The sequence below is a fragment of the Amycolatopsis sp. NPDC043889 genome (assembly GCF_056435645.1).
Window position 1 is genome coordinate 1 of record NZ_JBWKEC010000043.1, and the last position, 16,070, is coordinate 16,070.

General features: G+C 67.5%; 14 protein-coding genes, 1 tRNA gene and 1 pseudogene. 5 read left to right on the forward strand and 11 right to left on the reverse strand.

The genetic code is table 11. The features are described 5' to 3' along the window. A pseudogene (locus tag AC0685_RS40105) lies at positions 1–77 on the forward strand (helicase-related protein); the annotation flags it as partial. 315 nt (positions 78–392) lie between these two features. On the opposite strand, the gene AC0685_RS40110 reads toward AC0685_RS40105, so the two are convergent. Next, positions 393–848 carry a hypothetical protein gene (locus AC0685_RS40110; RefSeq protein WP_478230277.1) on the reverse strand — a complete coding sequence of 152 codons (456 nt, stop codon included), beginning with the start codon at positions 846–848 and terminating at the stop codon, positions 393–395. Positions 849–1,522: 674 nt separating this feature from the next. Further along, positions 1,523–1,738, reverse strand: a complete 216-nt coding sequence (locus AC0685_RS40115; protein ID WP_478230278.1) for a hypothetical protein — start codon at positions 1,736–1,738, stop codon at positions 1,523–1,525. Positions 1,739–1,788: 50 nt separating this feature from the next. Here AC0685_RS40115 and AC0685_RS40120 point away from each other — a divergent pair, with 50 nt between their 5' ends. Then, positions 1,789–2,757 (forward strand): tyrosine-type recombinase/integrase, encoded by a 969-nt coding sequence (locus AC0685_RS40120; RefSeq protein WP_478230279.1) that lies wholly within the window; start codon positions 1,789–1,791, stop codon positions 2,755–2,757. A 120-nt stretch (positions 2,758–2,877) separates the two neighbouring features. On the opposite strand, the gene AC0685_RS40125 is transcribed toward AC0685_RS40120, so the two are convergent. From AC0685_RS40125 to AC0685_RS40140, 4 genes are all read right to left on the reverse strand, one after another. Next, positions 2,878–2,951 (reverse strand) — tRNA-Pro (locus AC0685_RS40125). 139 nt (positions 2,952–3,090) lie between these two features. Continuing rightward, positions 3,091–4,260 (reverse strand): alginate lyase family protein, encoded by a 1,170-nt coding sequence (locus AC0685_RS40130; protein WP_478230280.1) that lies wholly within the window; start codon positions 4,258–4,260, stop codon positions 3,091–3,093. Between the two features lie 133 nt (positions 4,261–4,393). After that, positions 4,394–5,419: a lactonase family protein gene (locus AC0685_RS40135; protein WP_478230281.1), complete on the reverse strand. Its 1,026-nt coding sequence runs from the start codon at positions 5,417–5,419 to the stop codon at positions 4,394–4,396. Between the two features lie 72 nt (positions 5,420–5,491). Then, positions 5,492–7,708 carry a glycosyl hydrolase family 18 protein gene (locus AC0685_RS40140; protein ID WP_478230301.1) on the reverse strand — a complete coding sequence of 739 codons (2,217 nt, stop codon included), beginning with the start codon at positions 7,706–7,708 and terminating at the stop codon, positions 5,492–5,494. A 221-nt stretch (positions 7,709–7,929) separates the two neighbouring features. Here AC0685_RS40140 and AC0685_RS40145 point away from each other — a divergent pair, with 221 nt between their 5' ends. Together AC0685_RS40145 and AC0685_RS40150 are read left to right on the forward strand one after the other, a co-directional pair. After that, positions 7,930–8,532: an RNA polymerase sigma factor gene (locus AC0685_RS40145; protein ID WP_478230282.1), complete on the forward strand. Its 603-nt coding sequence runs from the start codon at positions 7,930–7,932 to the stop codon at positions 8,530–8,532. After that, positions 8,525–9,430: a CU044_5270 family protein gene (locus tag AC0685_RS40150; protein ID WP_478230283.1), complete on the forward strand. Its 906-nt coding sequence runs from the start codon at positions 8,525–8,527 to the stop codon at positions 9,428–9,430. The genes AC0685_RS40145 and AC0685_RS40150 overlap by 8 nt, the downstream gene beginning before the upstream one ends. A 4-nt stretch (positions 9,431–9,434) precedes the next feature. On the opposite strand, the gene AC0685_RS40155 is transcribed toward AC0685_RS40150, so the two are convergent. Together AC0685_RS40155 and AC0685_RS40160 are read right to left on the reverse strand one after the other, a co-directional pair. After that, the gene (locus AC0685_RS40155) at positions 9,435–10,214 is read right to left on the reverse strand and encodes an enoyl-CoA hydratase/isomerase family protein (protein WP_478230284.1); all 780 of its coding nucleotides are present in this window, start codon (positions 10,212–10,214) and stop codon (positions 9,435–9,437) included. Between the two features lie 36 nt (positions 10,215–10,250). Beyond that, positions 10,251–11,141 (reverse strand): PaaX family transcriptional regulator, encoded by an 891-nt coding sequence (locus AC0685_RS40160; RefSeq protein WP_478230285.1) that lies wholly within the window; start codon positions 11,139–11,141, stop codon positions 10,251–10,253. A 146-nt stretch (positions 11,142–11,287) separates the two neighbouring features. On the opposite strand from AC0685_RS40160, the gene AC0685_RS40165 reads away from it, so the two are divergent. Next, positions 11,288–12,925 (forward strand): ABC-F family ATP-binding cassette domain-containing protein, encoded by a 1,638-nt coding sequence (locus tag AC0685_RS40165; RefSeq protein WP_478230286.1) that lies wholly within the window; start codon positions 11,288–11,290, stop codon positions 12,923–12,925. A 54-nt stretch (positions 12,926–12,979) separates the two neighbouring features. Here AC0685_RS40165 and AC0685_RS40170 read toward each other — a convergent pair whose 3' ends face one another. The 3 genes from AC0685_RS40170 to AC0685_RS40180 are packed head-to-tail and all read right to left on the reverse strand — an operon-like array spanning position 12,980 to position 15,961. Beyond that, positions 12,980–13,798, reverse strand: coding sequence for a carbohydrate ABC transporter permease (locus AC0685_RS40170; RefSeq protein ID WP_340682204.1), 819 nt, complete (start codon positions 13,796–13,798; stop codon positions 12,980–12,982). Next, positions 13,795–14,682, reverse strand: coding sequence for a carbohydrate ABC transporter permease (locus tag AC0685_RS40175; protein ID WP_478230287.1), 888 nt, complete (start codon positions 14,680–14,682; stop codon positions 13,795–13,797). Before AC0685_RS40175 ends, AC0685_RS40170 begins: the two co-directional genes overlap by 4 nt. Positions 14,683–14,689: 7 nt before the next feature. Next, positions 14,690–15,961 (reverse strand): extracellular solute-binding protein, encoded by a 1,272-nt coding sequence (locus AC0685_RS40180; protein ID WP_478230288.1) that lies wholly within the window; start codon positions 15,959–15,961, stop codon positions 14,690–14,692. Between the last annotated feature and the right edge of the window lie 109 nt (positions 15,962–16,070).

Sequence of the window (16,070 nt, forward strand, 5' to 3'; positions counted from 1 at the left end):
TGGCCGCCCGGCTGCGGGACGAGGTCGCGGACCTCAAGAAGGAGCTCCGGGGCATGGACGCGGCCGGCATCAAATAGCCGCGTTTCGTCCTCTGGATGCGATCCTTGCGCCTGCAAGTACCGCATTCAGAGGACGAAACGCGAGGGCTGCTGGGGTGAGCGATGACGGTCGACGAGGTGATCGAGTACTGCCTGGCCGTCGGACAAGAACCACGCGGCGGCGATAACATAAACCCCCTGGCCACTCCCGCGACCAGGGGGTTCCCGTTGCGACGTGCCCCGGCGGGCCTTGACGTCAGCGGAAGCCGCGACACCGCTGCGGTGTCGCGGCTTCTCGGCGCTACCAGAAGCGTCCATTGCGGACAGCGAGCTTCATGAATCCGCGAGCGCAGGTCACCTGCAGCGAATACGGACGCTCTCGCTCTCCTTGCGGTCGCGGTAGTTATCCCTGCCATCGCGTGCGAAGTGCTCGGATACTGTCCGATAGCGGCCCCGCTCGCACTGAGCTTCGGCATCGGCGCGCACCCACCTGGCGTCCTCCCTCCTTCCCTGATCCTCCTCGACGTTCTCCCACTCGCCGTCATCATATTTCTGCAGCCACGTTCGTACCTCGATCACCCTTACCTCGTCGCGGCAGCGGGTTACGGCGCGGGCACGCACGATGTCGCCGTCTTGCGACGGGCGCTCGACCCGGCCCTCGCACTCCAATCGCGGCAGCGCCTCAGCCGTCCCAGTGACCGCCTCGGCGGCGGACGCGCCCCCCGCGAGGAGTCCGGAAATAAAGAGTGTCACACTCGCCGCGACCAGCGAGCGCCGAAAAATTGAATTCGACAAAACAATTCTCCTCACATATCAAGGAAAGAAAAGGCCGATGTAGCTCATTGTCAGGTCGAAAATCAGGTGAGGACAAGTAGCCACTTCCTGGCCCTGGAACCGGCAGCAAGACAGGCGGACAAGCCTCGCCCGCCACAGCTCCGGCCGCGAACTGGCACTCCGCTCCGCCGTACGGTCGATGCGCTGCTTCGGCCTCCTGGAGCAGAGTAAGCCTTGTCCCTCATGGTGACGGGGACTGACAAATGCAACCTATCCGAGGCGTGGGTCTCGTGACTGCGACGACTACTGCTTGCGCTATGCCGGACCACCACGCAGCTATGCGGCTGTTGTTTCGCAAGGCGTGTCTCAATGCGGTTGAGGCTGATCGCCAGTGCCTGGATCTGCTCGTCGGTGATCGGTGGCCAGTCGGCGACGATGACGGCCACGGCTGGCACCGGAACGGGATGGTCGCACCAGGGTTCCGGCGGAGGCGGGTAGCTCCCCGGCCAGGATCGTCTCCGCCGGGCGCCACGCGTTGCGGGAGGCGCGTTGACGGTACGGCTGTTCTTCGGGCGCCCGCGTCCCGGCACGGTGGGCGAGTCCCGCCGCGTGGTGCACGTGTTCGCGGTGCCGGACACAGACACCGTCCGGAGTCATGTGGACAGGCGAAGGTATTGGCGGCTGGAACGCTTATAGGGGGCTGCCGAAAATCACGGCCGATGGCGGCGCGTTCCCGGGCACCCAGGTCCCAGCCGATGGAATACCGCACCGTCCACGGTGATCAGCAGGTCACGGCGATAGCGGGCCGGGATCTGGGCGATGGCCTCATCCAGGACCTCGATGTGATCGGCCACCGTGTTGGAACCCGCGCTTCCCTTGCGCAGCAACAATGCCGGCGACTCGCCGGTGTTGTCATACCAGGCCATCAACGGAGCAGGCCTACCGGGACGGCATCGTCGACCACAACCCGGCGCGGGTGACCGGCTGGCAGAAACAGTACAAGCAGGCCGAGGACGAACTGGAAGACCCGCGGGCCCTGGCGCTGCCGGACTGGCACACCCTGACCAGGTTCGCCGACGCGCTCGGCGCACGCTCGCACGGTGAGTACCGCGGTTGGGGCGACGTGGTGCTGTTCGCGGCGTGCACCGCCGCCCGGATCGGCGAAGTCTCGGGCTGCCGGATGAAAGACATCGACACTACGACCTGGACGTGGAACCTCCGGCGGCAGACCGCCCCCGGGCCCGGCGGGCTGCTGGGCAAGGGCACCAAGGGCAAACGCGCCCGGAAAGTACCCCTGATCGAGGACATCCGGGAACTGGTCGAGCACCGGATCGCCCTGACCGACGGGAATCCCGACGACCGGCTCTTCCGCGGGCCCCGCGGCGGCCGCATCACCACCGCGGTGCTGCGCGACGCGACCGACGAGCACCTCCGCCGCCACGACCTGCGGCACACCGGGCTGACCTGGATGGCCGACGCCGGCGTTCCCGTGCACCACCTGCAGAAGAATCGCCGGCCACGGCTCGATCACGACAACCCAGAGGTACCTGCGCCCCGACCACCGCGCCATCACGGAGGCGGGGGCGAAACTGAGCGAACATCTGCGGGTACCACGGTCAGGACGGCTCCAGCTCGTCCGATAGAAGAATTTCCAGAAATTCAGGAGACGCTCCGCCTTCTCGAAGGCAGAGCGTTTCTTTTTGGCTTTTTAGGACCGGTTGGAAGCGCGTACCGGCCGACGGCACGAATGCCGGAAGCCGCCGGCGCCGCCGTATTCGGGCGTGCCCGTAAAACACGTTCTTCACGCTGCCGCACGCACCGCCCGCCTATGGGGCCGTACACACCGTTCCCCAGCCACCAGCCCGCCGCCTGGTCCACAGCCAGCCCCGGCGACCTGGCGCTGTTTTGCCCGGGTCAAGCGCGCCAGAGACGCCCCAGAACGTGACTTGGTCCCCGCGTGGTCCCCAAGCAGCTGCTTCGGTATTCACCGAAGAGTTTTGTTCGGTGGAACGAGAAAACCGCTTGGCTTGGGTCTTCACCCAAGCCAAGCGGCTTCGTCTTCCGGTCGGGCTGACAGGATTCGAACCTGCGACCCCTTGACCCCCAGTCAAGTGCGCTACCAAACTGCGCCACAGCCCGGACCCGCGCTCCGTGGAGTGCGATGTGAGTACTTTAGCGGGTCCCGGACGGGGGCTTGCAACCAGGGGTCACTGTGTGTCTGAGCTGGGAAAACGGTCCGTGAGGGCCGCCCTGCCGCATTCGGGTGGCCCACACGGGGTCACTGGGGGTTGCCGGCGTGGGTGAGGGTCTGCCAGGAGACGAACAGGTTGTTGGTGCCCGCCGGGCGCTGGCGCAGGGTGAGGGCCTCGGTGTTGCTCATGGTGTGCCCGAGGCGCGTGTGGAGATGGTTGTAGCCGACCTCGGTGATCGGGCCGAGGCCGAGCTTCAAGTCGCCGCCGCAAAGCCACGACGGGACGGCCGCGCCCATCTGGTACCTCGCGTGGAAGCCGAGGCCTTCGCGGAGGCGGTCGGCGATCTCGGGGTAGAGGTCCTGGCCCTGGATGCGGGTGGTCTCGGCGAAGTTCGCGATGGCGGCGAGGCCGTAGCCGGTGTGGGTGAAGTCGCGGCAGGTCTCCTGGGAGAGGCCGTTGACGAACGTCGTCTGGCCTTGCCAGTACTTGACGATCTTGTCGCGGGTGTCCAGGCCGCTGCCGGGCGCGGTCTTCGGGAGCGCACCGTCGCTGGTCAAGTAGAGGTAAGCGGGGACGCGGGTGCGGAACTTCGCGACGGCCTTGTCGTAGGCCGCCTTGTCGTCGAGGAACACGGCGATGCCGATCGCGGCCTCGGTCATGCTGAGTTCCCAGTTGCCGTTGCTGTGGCTGCCGTTGATCACCTCGGGCAGGTACACGTTCCGGAGCATAGTGCCGAAGCGGCCGGAATTCGGCCAGCTCGTGTACGTGTGCTTGATGATCTCCGCCGCGCGTGGCCACGAGGAGGCCGACCATGCCGACTGCAGGGGAGCGTTGCTGTTCGTGTGATCCTTCAGTATCGCGGACCACGCGTCCATGATCTCGATCGCTTTGGCCGCGTATTTCGCGTCGCGCGTGATGTACCACGCCAGCGAAAGCGAATACGCGGCGATCGCGTCTTGCCGCTCATCGGTACAGCCGATGTTCGGATTCGAATAGGAACCGCATTCGACGATGGCGCGGGGTTTCGGTGACCGCGACAGTGAGGCGTACGAACTCGACATCATCGCGTCGTAAGCCTGTTTCCACGGTTGCGCGCCGGCCTGCACCTTGGCGCGGACGAAATCCAATTGCGGGCGGCTGACCAGTACGCCGGGATGGGTGAAGGTGGCGGGTGCGGCCTGCGCGGGGGCGCTGAAAAGGCCCAGTGTCAACGGGACGAGCGTGGTCAGGGCGAGCAGTTTCCTCGGTAGGGACATGGGACTCCTCGAGTGGGTGTGAACCAGGTCACCGGCGGCGCGCGATTCAGTGTCATGGTCTGAACCAGGTGCGTCAAGGCCTTTGTTCACCTCGAAAAGAAAGAAGGCCCGCCCGTTCAGCGGGCTGAACGGATCAGTGCGGCCAGACACCGATGAAGGCCGGGCTTCCGACCGGATAAGTGCCGATCAGGCGCCAGGTCGCGCGTTCGTAGGCCTGGATCGCGTCAGAGTTCTGCGACGCGACATAGCAATGCTCGCCGACAACGGAGAAGTGCCGCGGCCATGCGCCGGTCCGATGGTCGGCGACGGCCTGCGGAAGCACACCGTCGAACGTGAACTCCGTGATCCTCTCGGGACCCCGGTTCGACAGGAACAGCCGGTCTTCGTGCAGGACGAGCTGTGCCGGGAGGTTCTCGCGGCCGGGTTCGAGCGTCGCGGGAACGGCGTTCTCGACGGCGAACGTGCCTGGTGGCTCTTCGCGCACTGTCACCAGCGAGGCGGCCAGTTCGCCGACGACGTACGCGTGATTTGTGCCGGGACGCCGGACCAGTTGCCGCGGACCGGTGCCCGCGGGCAGCGTCGACACTGACAAGGGGATCAGCTCGCCCTCTTCGCCGAGGCGGTAGCCGCGGATCTCGTCCGTGCCCAGGTCGACCGCGCTGACCAGTGTCCCGGTCTCGTCGACGACGGCCATGTGGACGTGCGCCGCCTCCTGCCGTTCGAGGTTCGGGCCGCTGCCTTCGTGCCGGACCAGCGCCGTCCGCACGGTGGGCACTCCGTCCGGGCCCAGCGCGAAAGCGGCCAGGCTGCCGCCGCTGTAGTTGGCGCACAGCAGGTACCGGCCATCGGGAGTGACCGCCAGGTGGCACGGATCCGCCCCGCCGGTCGGCAGCGAGTTCAGCGCCGAGAGCGTGCCGTCTTCGGCGACGGCCACCGCGGTGATCGCGCCTTCGGCCGTTTCGTTCACCGCGTAGAGCACAGGAAGCGTGGGGTGCGGCGTCAGCCAGCTCGGCGAGTCCAGCGCGAGCGAACCAGCCGGGGTCAGCTCCCCGGTCCGCGCGTCGCGCCAGAACGTGCCGATGCCCTCGCCGCTGCCGTTGCTCGCCGCCGTGTAGGAGCCGGCGATGAGCAGAGTCGGGTCATCATTCGCAGAAGTCACGAAGCACACTGTGCAGCAAGCCGAGGTGGAGGTGAAGCCCTCGCGCGTGGCTCACCACGCGCGAGGGAGTCGTCACTTCAGCGAGTTGTCCACCGTGGTCATGAGGGATCCGGTGTCACCGGACATCTCCCAGGCCATGACCCCGAGCAGCCCTCTGGTCTTGAGCCAGGCCACCTTCTGCTGGATGGACCAGGCGTCGTCGAAGGTCCACCATTGCCCTCCGTTGCCCGTGTAGCACGACGTGGCCACGGCCGCGGTGTCGTGCTGGACGGCGCAGTTGGGGACACTGGCCAAGAGATTCGCGTAGCCACGAGTACCTGCTTCCTCGGCGAACTGGCCTGGCGCGGCTCCGGTCGCGCTCTGCCATTCGCCCTTCTTGCCACCGTCCGCGACTCCTTGCCAGCCTCTCCCGTAGAAGGCGAGGCCGAGGGTGAGTTTCCGTGGATTGGCCCCGGCCTCGGTGTAGGCGTTGATCGCCGACTCCACGCTGAACTTGAAGTTGTACGGATCGTCCGCGTCGGCGTAGAGGTTCCCCTGGTGGCCGGTGCGGTTCGGCTCCCACGAGTTGTCGCTGCCGGAGCCGTGGAAGTCGTAGCCCTGCACGTTCGCGACGTCGAGGTAGTCGAAGATCTTCGGGATCTCCCAGCCGCCCTTCACCTTCGCCGGGTCGGCGGGGGTGAACGCCTGCAGTTCGTACCGTTTGCCGGTGGTCGCGCCGTAGGCGTCCATCTGCGTGCGGAACTCGGCGAGCAGAGCGGTCAGGTTCGTCTTGTCGTTGGCGCTCCAGTGGTTCCCGGGGTGCCCGTCGGGGCTGCCCGGCCACTCCCAGTCGATGTCGATGCCGTCGAAGATGCCCGCGGCCGTACCCGGACCGCCGGCGCCGCCGTACGGCTTCACGTTCCCCTTGAGGTACGTGTCGATGCACGACGCGACGAACTTCTGCCGCGACGCGGGCGTGGCCGCGACGTCGGAGAAGTACTTCGAGTAGGTCCAGCCGCCCAAGGAGATGAGAATCTTCAGGTTGGGGTACTTGGCCTTGAGCTTCTTCAGCTGGTTGAAGTTGCCGCGCAGCGTCTCCCAGCCGGTGTCGCCGACGCCGTCGACGGACTGGGCGGCGGACATCGGCCGTGAGTAGTCGGCTTCCGCGTCGCCGGCGCCGTCACCCTGGTTCGGGTCCTGGGGGTTCGACGTCGTCCCCTTGGTGACACCCGAAAGGCAGGTGTGGTTGACCGGGTCGATGTTCCCGAAGGCGTACAGCAGATGGGTCAGCTTGGCGGCGGATCCGTTGGTCACCAGGTTCTTGACGAAGAACTGGCGGCCGTAGATGCCCCACTGGACGAAGTAGCCGACCCGGGCGTACCCGTTCACGATGTCTCCGGTGCGAGCGCTGACGGCGGCGCTGGCGGCGGAGACGTTGTCGTAACCGTCGCGGGCTTTGACCGTGAAAGAGTACGAAGTGGACGGTGAAAGCCCGGTCACCGTCGCGGTCGTCCCGGTCACCGTGGTGGCGAGGGTCGTGCCGCGGTAGACGTCGTAGGAGACGACGCCGGTGTTGTCGGTGGACGCGTTCCACGCCAGCGAGATCGAGCCCGAGGTGACCGCGGTCGAGCGGAGGCTCGACGGCACGGTCGGTGCCTGGGTGTCGTCGCTCGGGTTGTTGGTGGTCACCGCCAGTGCCGGGGTGGGCGGCGACTTGGCGTCCTTCCGGTCCTTGGCGACGACGGTGAAGCTGTACGCCGTGTTCGGCGTCAGCCCGGTGATCCTCGCTTCGGTGCCGGTGACCGAGGCCGCCAGCGTGGTGCCCTGGTAGACGTCGTAGCCGACGACGGGCAGGGAGCCCGGGGCGGCGGCGTTCCAGGCCAGTGCGGCGGTCGTGGTCGTCTTCGCCACGAGCCGCAGGTTGGACGGTGTCGACGGCGGTGTGTCGCCGGAACCGTCGCAGTTCGCGTCGTCGATCCGGCACGTGAGCGGGTTGACCGCGGAACTGAGCCGGAACGACGGGCTGTAGGGATAGGTCGAACGGCCCGGCGCGAGCGATTTGATGTAGAACGCCGGGGTGAGGGTGACCTGGTCGCCCGACTGGGAGACCGTGGCGTGCGAGCCGCTCGTGGCGGTCACACCGGCGGGGACGGTGAAGGTGATGGACCAGTCGGCGACGGTTTCGCCGCTGGGGTTGGTGACGGTGTACTCACCGGTGGTTCCGGCCAAGGTGAAGGCGGCGCGGAGGCGGCCCGCCGCTAGTGCCGGAGTGCCCGCGGCTACCAGGAGCCCGGCGGCGAGGAGTGTCACGGTGAGTGCGCTGAGTAGTCGTTTTCGGGTGCGTCTCATGGCGGTTCTCTCCAAAAGAGGCGGCGAGACTGACCTGCTCTGAATGATGGCGCGTGTGGTCTAGACCACACTTGAATGTAGCGCGGGACGCATAAAAGGTCTAGACCGATTCGGCGGTCGTGAACCCGTTCGGCCCCGGCCGCGGACAGCAGGTGACACTGACGAACGGCGAAGGGCGGTCCATGAGCTCATCTGGGGCGGATCCGGGCGATCTCGAAGACGCTGAGTTGATCGCGAGATCGGTGACCAGGCCGGACTGGTTCTCCGCGATCTTCGACCGGCATGCCGCGCACATCCACCGTTACCTGGTCAGGCGCATCGGGCCCGCCGCCGCCGACGACGCGTTGGGGGAGGCGTTCCTCGTGGCGTTCCGCAAACGCGAGGGCTACGACACCGAGCGCCGCGACGCCAGGCCATGGCTCTACGGGATCGCCACCAACCTCGTGGCGCAGCGGCGCCGTGAGGAGACCAGGGAGCTGAAGCTGCGGGACGCCCTCGGCCCGCCGTCTCACGAAGAAGGACACGCCGAGCGCGTCGCGGAACAGGTGACAGCCGAGGCGATGGGGAAGCTGCTGGACTCCGCGTTGGCGGAACTGAACGACGGAGACCGGGACGCGCTCACGTTGTTCGCCGGAGAAGGCCTGAGCTACGAGGAAGTGGCCTCGGCGCTGGGTATTCCGCTCGGCACCGTCCGCTCGCGGCTCAACCGCGCCCGCCGCAAGGTCCGCGAGGCGCTGGGGCGCCCGGACACCACGACTTCGAAGGAGATCTCCACCCATGGATGAGCTGCAGTTGATCGCCGAGCGGACCGGCTCGGTGCCGCTCGCGGAATCCGGTGCACTCGGCCCGGCGCGGGCGCGCTTGATGGCCGAGATCGCCGCCGCCGAAGCGGAAAACGTGGTGCCGCTGCGGAAACGGCGGCGCTGGGTCTGGACCGGGGCGGGCGCGGCCGGGCTGGCCGCGGCCATCACCGCGGTCGTCGCGCTGGCGCCCGTCGAGCAGGTCGGTCTCGAACCACCCTCGGCCGCCGCGGATCCCGTGACGGTGCTCCGGAACGCCGCCGCGGCCGCGCTGAAGTCTCCCGCCACGCCGCCGAGGCCCGACCAATTCCTCTACACCAAGACCAAGGATCCCCACGGCGAACGGGAATCGTGGCTTTCGGCCGATGGCACCCACGACGGGGTGATCAAGGAGGCGGACGGAAGTTCGTTCCCGCTTCCGGGCTGTCGAAACGGGCGGGCGCAGGCGTACAAGGGCGAAGAACCGCTCAAGGGCGTCACGGAGCCGTGCGAGCCGACCGTCCGCGATCGCCGTGACCTCCCCACCGGCGCCGACGCGATGTTCGCCTACCTCAACGCCCACCACTCCGGTGAGGACGGCGACTACAACGCGATGGGCAAGGACATCCAGGAGCTGGCGAGTGGGTACTACCTGTCGCCCGCGACTCGCGCCGCCCTGTTCGAAGCCGCGGCGAAGGTGCCCCGGCTCCGGGTCGTGGAGACCGCCCACGACGCGGCGGGAAGGCCCGGAGTCGGGATCACGTGGCCGTTGAAGCCCAGCGACGGTCCGGACGCGGAGCCGATCGTGATCGTCTTCACCGCGGACACGTTCCAGTTCCTGGGCACGAATTCGACCGCGGTGACCGCGTCCGGCGTCGTGGACGCGGTCGGCCAGCGGCCATAGCGGATCAGCGGCCGGTGAAGGTCGCCTTGCCGGGGCCGTCGGCGAGGAACGACTTCACCGCGCCGCGCAGGTCCTCGGTGTCGAAGAGCCCGGCGGCGATCGTCGTGATGTGTTCGTTCGCCTCGGCGACGCCGCCGTGCTCGTAGTGCTCCAGGACCTTCTTGGTGGCGGCGTGCGCCTTCGTCGGCCCCTGGGCGAGGTCGGTCGCGAAGGCGCGTGCGGCCTCGTCGAAGCCGTCCACCGGGAGCACCCGGTTGACCACGTTCCAGCGTTCGAGTGTCGTGGCGTCGTAGGTCGCGCCCGTCATCACGAACTCCTTGGCGCGGCCGACGCCGGCGCGGGCGGCGAGCCGCTGCGTGCCGCCCATGGTCGGGGTCAGGCCGACGACCCGTTCGACCAGGCCGAACTTGGCCTTCTCGCTCGCGAGGATGAGGTCGCAGGCGACCGCGACCTCGAACGCCCATGTCAGGCACAGGCCGTGGGCGGCGAACACGGTGGGGAACGGGAGCGCGGCGATCCGGTCGGGGATCGCCAGCATCTCGTCGAAGAGCACCTTCGCCTCGGCCGCGCTCGACTGGGCGTCGAACAGGGAGACGTCCACGCCACCGCTGACGATCTTCCCTTCGGCGCGGATCAGCGCCGCGCGCGGCGGCGTGGCCTCCAGTTCACCGATCGCCTCGCCCAGTTCGGCCTGCAGATCCGCCGTATAGAGGTTCAGTGGCGGCGAAGCGATGGTCAGGACGGCGAGGTCGGCTTCACGGTCGAGGCGGATCGAGGCGGCCAAGGCGGGTTCCCTCCGATGGGGTCGTTTTCCGTGACCCTAGCCCGACGCCGCCACGAGTTCGTCCCATTGCGCCTGTGCTTCTGGTCGCCATTCGACGTGCTTGCGGTGGAACAGGTCCGCCGCGCGCACGCCGCTCCAACCGTCGGGGAGAAGTTTCAGCGGAAGCCGGGGATCGAGGAACGGGAAGCTGCGCCATTCGTGGACGAGTTCGGTCTGCGCCCGCAGGACGCCGCGTTCACCGGATGGGTGTAACCCGGTGAACCGGTCGATGAAGTCCTCGTAGCGGTCCTTGAGGTCACTCAGGTCCCAGGACCGCGCGACCATCGTCTCCTGATCGCCGACGTCACCGTAGGCGGCGGTGAACGACATCGCCTGCGCGTCGAGGCCGAGCTCCTGCACGATCTGCTGGGCCTCCCGTTGGCGGCTGAGATCCGGGCTGACCCAGACACCGGCCACCGGCGAACCGAACCCGGCCCACGTCAGGCGGGTGCGCAGCCTGTGCCGGAGATCCCGCTTCGCTTCGGGGACCGACACGATCAGCATCAGCCAGCGATCGTCCCAGGTCTTCTCCTCGTTGCCGAACGCGTAGATCCGTTCCGCGCCTTCGGTCAGGAGGCGCCTGCCGGGTGGAGTGAGCGACCAGCGCACTCTTCGTCCGACGCGTTCGGAGACGACCCAGCCCTCGGCGGAGGAACGGGCCAGCGCCTGCCGTGCGGACTTCTCCTCGATGTCCAGCACGCGCAGCGCCTCGACCAGCGTCGAGGTCCAGATCGCTTGGTCACGGAGCAGGACGTACTCGCCGAGGATCGTCATCAGCAGCGACCGCGCGCTGGCATGACCGACTTCCCGCCGCCTGCTCAACGTCGGCCTACGGGTACCGCCTTTCTGCTGGTGGACGACGGGGACCGGGGTGGCGGAGTCCGCCATTTGCTGTCACCGACCTCAATGCTCGGGGATTCGTTCGGGTCCAGAAGAACAACCAGGCTACCCACGTTCCGTGATCGCTTGGATACTTGCCACTCTTCCGAGGGACCACGAGGTGTCCAATCGGCCCCCGTAGACTTACCGATCTCATGAGCGCCACACTCGTTGCCAAGAATCTCGCCGCCGGCCACGGCGACCGCGTTCTGTTCTCCGGTCTCGACCTGGTCGTCGCGCCCGGCGAAGTGATCGGTCTCGTCGGTGTCAACGGGGCGGGCAAGTCGACCCTGCTGAAGACCCTCGGCGGCCTCGTCCCGCCGGAAGAGGGCAGCGTCCGGCTGAACCCGCCGACGGCCACCGTCGGTCACCTCCCGCAGGAGCCGGAACGCCGTGAGGGTGAGTCCGTCCGCGCGTTCCTCTCCCGGCGCACCGGCGTCACCGCCGCGCAGGCCGCGCTCGACGCCGCCACCGAAGGGCTCACCGCGGGCGAACCCGGCGCGGACGACGCGTACGGTCTCGCGCTCGACCGCTGGCTCGCGCTCGGCGGGGCCGACCTGGACGACAGGGCGGGCGAGGTCGTCGCGGATCTCGGGCTCACCGTGAGCCTCGACCAGCCGATGCTGTCGTTGTCGGGCGGGCAGGCGGCCCGAGCGGGGATGGCGTCGCTGCTGCTGAGCCGGTACGACATCTTCCTGCTCGACGAGCCGACCAACGACCTCGACCTCGACGGGCTGGAACGGCTCGAACGGTTCGTGACCGGGTTGCGCGCCGGGACCGTGCTGGTCAGCCACGACCGGGAATTCCTCGCCCGCACTGTGGACCGCGTCGTCGAACTCGACTACGCGCAGCAGCAGGTGCGGACCTACGGCGGCGGGTACGAGTCGTACCTGGAGGAACGCGCCGTCGCGCGGCGGCACGCCCGTGAGGAGTACGAGGAGTTCGCGAACACCAAGGCCTCACTCGAAGCGCGTGGTGCGATGCAGCGTTCGTGGATGGAGAAGGGCGTCAAGAACGCCCGGCGCAAGGCCACCGACAACGACAAGGTGGGCCGCAAGTTCCGGAGCGAGGCGACGGAGAAGCAGGCGTCGAAGGCGCGGCAGACCGACCGCATGATCGAGCGGCTCGAAGTCGTCGAGGAACCGCGCAAGGAATGGGAACTGCGGATGGAGATCGCCGCCGCACCCCGGGCGGGCGCGGTCGTGGCGACCCTGCGCGGCGCGGTGGTGCGGCGGGGCGAGTTCACCCTCGGCCCGGTGGACCTGCAGATCGACTGGGCGGACAAGGTCGCGATCACCGGGGCCAACGGTGCCGGGAAGTCGACGCTGCTCGCGGCGTTGCTCGGACGGGTCCCGGCCGACGAAGGCGCCGTGTCACTCGGTTCCGGTGTCGTGGTCGGTGAGGTCGACCAGGCGCGGAAGCTGTTCCTCGGCGACCTTCCGCTCGTCGAGGCCTTCGCCCGCGAGGTCCCGGAACTGGCCGACGCCGACGTGCGGACGCTGCTGGCGAAGTACGGGCTCAAGGCCGCGCACGTCCTCCGGTCCGCGGCCACGTTGTCGCCGGGGGAGCGGACCCGGTCCGCGCTGGCGCTGCTGCAGGCACGCGGGGTGAACCTGCTCGTGCTCGACGAGCCGACGAACCACCTCGACCTGCCCGCGATCGAGCAACTGGAGTCGGCGCTGGCGGAGTATCCGGGGACACTACTGCTGGTGACGCACGACCGCCGGATGCTGGACGCGGTGGCGACGACGCGGCGGCTGGAAGTCGCCGAGGGCAAGGTCACGGAACTCTGAGCATTTAGTCCTCTGAATGCTCAGCGCATTCAGAGGACTAAATGCGGCAGGAGGTCAGCCCTTGGTCGCCCCGCCGGTCAGCCCCTTCACGAACTGCTTCTGCAACGCCAGGTAGAAGATCAGCACCGGAAGGGTCGCCAGGAACATCAACGCGAACACGCTGCCGAGATCCGCCTGGTACTGCCCGATCGACCGGTAGATTCCGGTGGTGATCGTCGTGCCCTGGCTGGGGCCGAGGATGATCAACGGGTCGATGAAATCGTTCCAGATCCACACCCCGAGGAAGATCAGCACACTCGCCGTGGCCGGGCGCAGCAGCGGGAACACGATCCGCCAGAACACCTGCGTCCTGCTCGCGCCATCGAGCAGCGCGGCCTCTTCGAGCTCCACCGGAACCCCGCGGATGAACCCGGTGAACACGAAGACGCCGAACGGTACGTAGTAGCCGACGTTGAACAGCACCAAGCCCTGGATCGTCGCCATCAACCCGGTCAGCCGCAGCACCTCGGTGACCGGTATGAGGATCACCTGCGGCGGGATCATCAAGCCGGCCAACAGGATCAGCGCGAGCACCTTGGTCCATCGCTTGCCGGAACGCGCCAGATAGTGCCCGAGCATGGCCGAGAGCACGGTCAGCACGATGATCGACAGCAGGGTGACGAGCAGGCTGTTCGCCAGGCTCACCCAGAACAGGCCGTCGGGCCGCGTGAGGACGGCGTGGATGTTGGTCAGCGTCGGTGGCAGCGGGACCGACGCCGGCTCCTGGGCGATCTGGTCGCCGGGTTTGAAGACGTTGACGAGCACGTAGTACAGCGGCACGGCGAAGAGCGCGCTCGCCAGGATCGCCGCGGCGGGCCGGAGTTTCGTGGTCACAGGTCCACCTCCCGCCGCCGCAGGAACCGCAGCACGATCGTGGTCAGGACCGCCACGATCACCAGCATCACGACGGCCATCGCGGACGCGTAGCCGACATGGTTCGCGTCGAGGCCGGTGGCGAGGACGTCGAACGCGATGGTGGCCGTGGTCCCCGAACCCGGCCCGCCGTTGGTGACCACCTTGACGTAGTCGTAGGTCTTGAACGCCGAGATCAGCAGGACGACTGTGTTGATCGTCAGCGACGGCGCGAGCAGCGGCCAGGTCACCGCGCGGAATCGGCGGACCGGTCCGGCGCCGTCGATCTCCGCGGCCTCCAGCAGTTCGGCCGGGACACCTTGCAAGCCCGCGAGATACACGACCACGCAGAATCCCAGCATCTGCCAGCACACGATCGACGCGACCGAGTACAGCGCGAGATCCGGATCCGAAAGCCAGCCCGGCGGGTGCTCGACGCCGAGGGCGTGGAGCGCGTCGTTGACCGGGCCCCGGTCGTCGAGCAGTTTCGTCCAGATGATGCTCACCACGACGGAGCTGAGGATCACGGGCGTGAAGAACACGCTCCGCAGAACATTGTACAGCCGGCCTTTCCGGTCGAGCAGCAACGCGACGCCGAGCCCCAGCACGTTCGGGACGACCACGACGATCACGGTCAGGATCGTCGTGACCCGCAGCGCGGTCAGGAACTGTTCGTCCTGGAACAGCGACCGGTAGTTCTCGAGGCCCACGAATTCCGCGGGCGGGTTGAACGGATTGTGGTTCGTCAGGCTGTAGCCGAAGCTGATGAGGATCGGCGCCATGACGAAGCAGAGGTAGATGACGACGCCGGGCGCGCCGAACGAGGCGAAATGCCACACCCGCGGCAGGATCGGTTTTCTCCCCATCGTGGTGTCAGCGTGCCTTCGCCCATTCGGTGTCCAGGAACGCGCACGCGTCGGCCACCGTTTTGCGGCCGGTGATGACGTCCTGCGCGGCCTGGTAGACTTTGTCCTTCATCCCCGGCAGGAGCCCGTCGTCCGCGGTTTCCCAGCTGAAGGCGTTCACGATCGCGTTCTTCGCGACGGCTTCCTGGTACAGGTCGTAGCCCGCCTTGAAGACCGGGCCGACGTCGGAGGGCGGCGTGTGTCCCTTGATCGCGGGGAACAGGCCATCGGCCTTGACCGAGGCGTCGATCTGCTCCTTGTCGAGTTGGAACGCGAGCGCGAACTTCCTTGCCGCGTCGAGGTTCCGCGATTTGGCGTTGACGACGATGCCGCCGCCGGTGTAGGCGGGCACGACAAGTTTCCCGTCCTCGGAAGGGAAATTGAAGACGCCGATCTCGAACGGCGGGTTCTTGGCGTCGGCACTGGCGGCGAACCAGTTGCCCATCGGGTACATGGCGCCTTCACCGTTGAGGAAGGCCGCCTCGGTCGCCGAGTAGTCCCGCGAGACCTGGGTCTTGTCGAGGTAGCCCTTGGCCACCAGGTCGGCGAACTTGCCGAATGCCTGCTGGAAGGCCGGATCCGTGAACTTGACCTGGTCGGCCCGGCGCTGGGACAGCCAGTCCGGTGTCCTGCCGTAGACGTCGACGCTGACCAGGCCGTCCAGCAGCATCGCGGACGGGAACCCTTCCTTGCCGCCGCCGATGGTGAACGGGGTGATGCCCTTCGCCTTCAGTTTCTCCGACGCGGCGAGGAGTTCGTTCCACGTCTTCGGCGTCGACGTGATCCCGGCGTCGGCGAAGAGCTTTTTGTTGTAGTAGATCGGCGGGATGGTCTGGGTGTTGGCGGGCAGCTGATGGTGTCCGCCCTTGATCGGGTTGGCCGCCGGGAACTGGAAGTCCTCGAGCTCCTCGGGCGTCCACGCGTAGAGGTTGCCCGATTCGGCGAAACCGGCGGAGTCGATGGCGATCGCGACGTCGGGGAACTGGCCGGACTGCAACAGCTGCTTGGCGTAGCCGGTGCGGTCGGTCGACGGGGCGACCAGTTTCTTCACGCTCAGGCCGGGATCGCGGTCGGTGACGCGTTTGATGGCGGAGTCCCAATAGGACGGTGGGAGGTTCGGCGTCTCGAATGTCAGGAAGGTGATCTCGCTGCCGGAGGCGTTCGTCCCGCCGCCGACGGTGCATCCGGTGAGGCTCGCGGCGAGGAGTAGTGCGGCTCCCAACGCGAAGGACCTTCTCATGCCCCAGTCACCCTTCTCGCGGCGATGCACGGCGTCTCATATACGACGGCATTCGATCGGATGTCTAGAGTGATGTCAAGCGGCTTCTGTGGCTCAAATGCGCCGAAAG

Coding starts and splice junctions, on each gene's coding strand:
- AC0685_RS40180 (WP_478230288.1), bottom strand. CDS start 15,961: ATGAGAAGGTCCTTCGCGTTGGGAGCCGCACTACTCCTCGCCGCGAGC.
- AC0685_RS40175 (WP_478230287.1), bottom strand. CDS start 14,682: ATGGGGAGAAAACCGATCCTGCCGCGGGTGTGGCATTTCGCCTCGTTC.
- AC0685_RS40150 (WP_478230283.1), top strand. CDS start 8,525: ATGGATGAGCTGCAGTTGATCGCCGAGCGGACCGGCTCGGTGCCGCTC.
- AC0685_RS40165 (WP_478230286.1), top strand. CDS start 11,288: ATGAGCGCCACACTCGTTGCCAAGAATCTCGCCGCCGGCCACGGCGAC.
- AC0685_RS40130 (WP_478230280.1), bottom strand. CDS start 4,260: ATGTCCCTACCGAGGAAACTGCTCGCCCTGACCACGCTCGTCCCGTTG.
- AC0685_RS40160 (WP_478230285.1), bottom strand. CDS start 11,141: ATGGCGGACTCCGCCACCCCGGTCCCCGTCGTCCACCAGCAGAAAGGC.
- AC0685_RS40145 (WP_478230282.1), top strand. CDS start 7,930: ATGAGCTCATCTGGGGCGGATCCGGGCGATCTCGAAGACGCTGAGTTG.
- AC0685_RS40115 (WP_478230278.1), bottom strand. CDS start 1,738: ATGGCCTGGTATGACAACACCGGCGAGTCGCCGGCATTGTTGCTGCGC.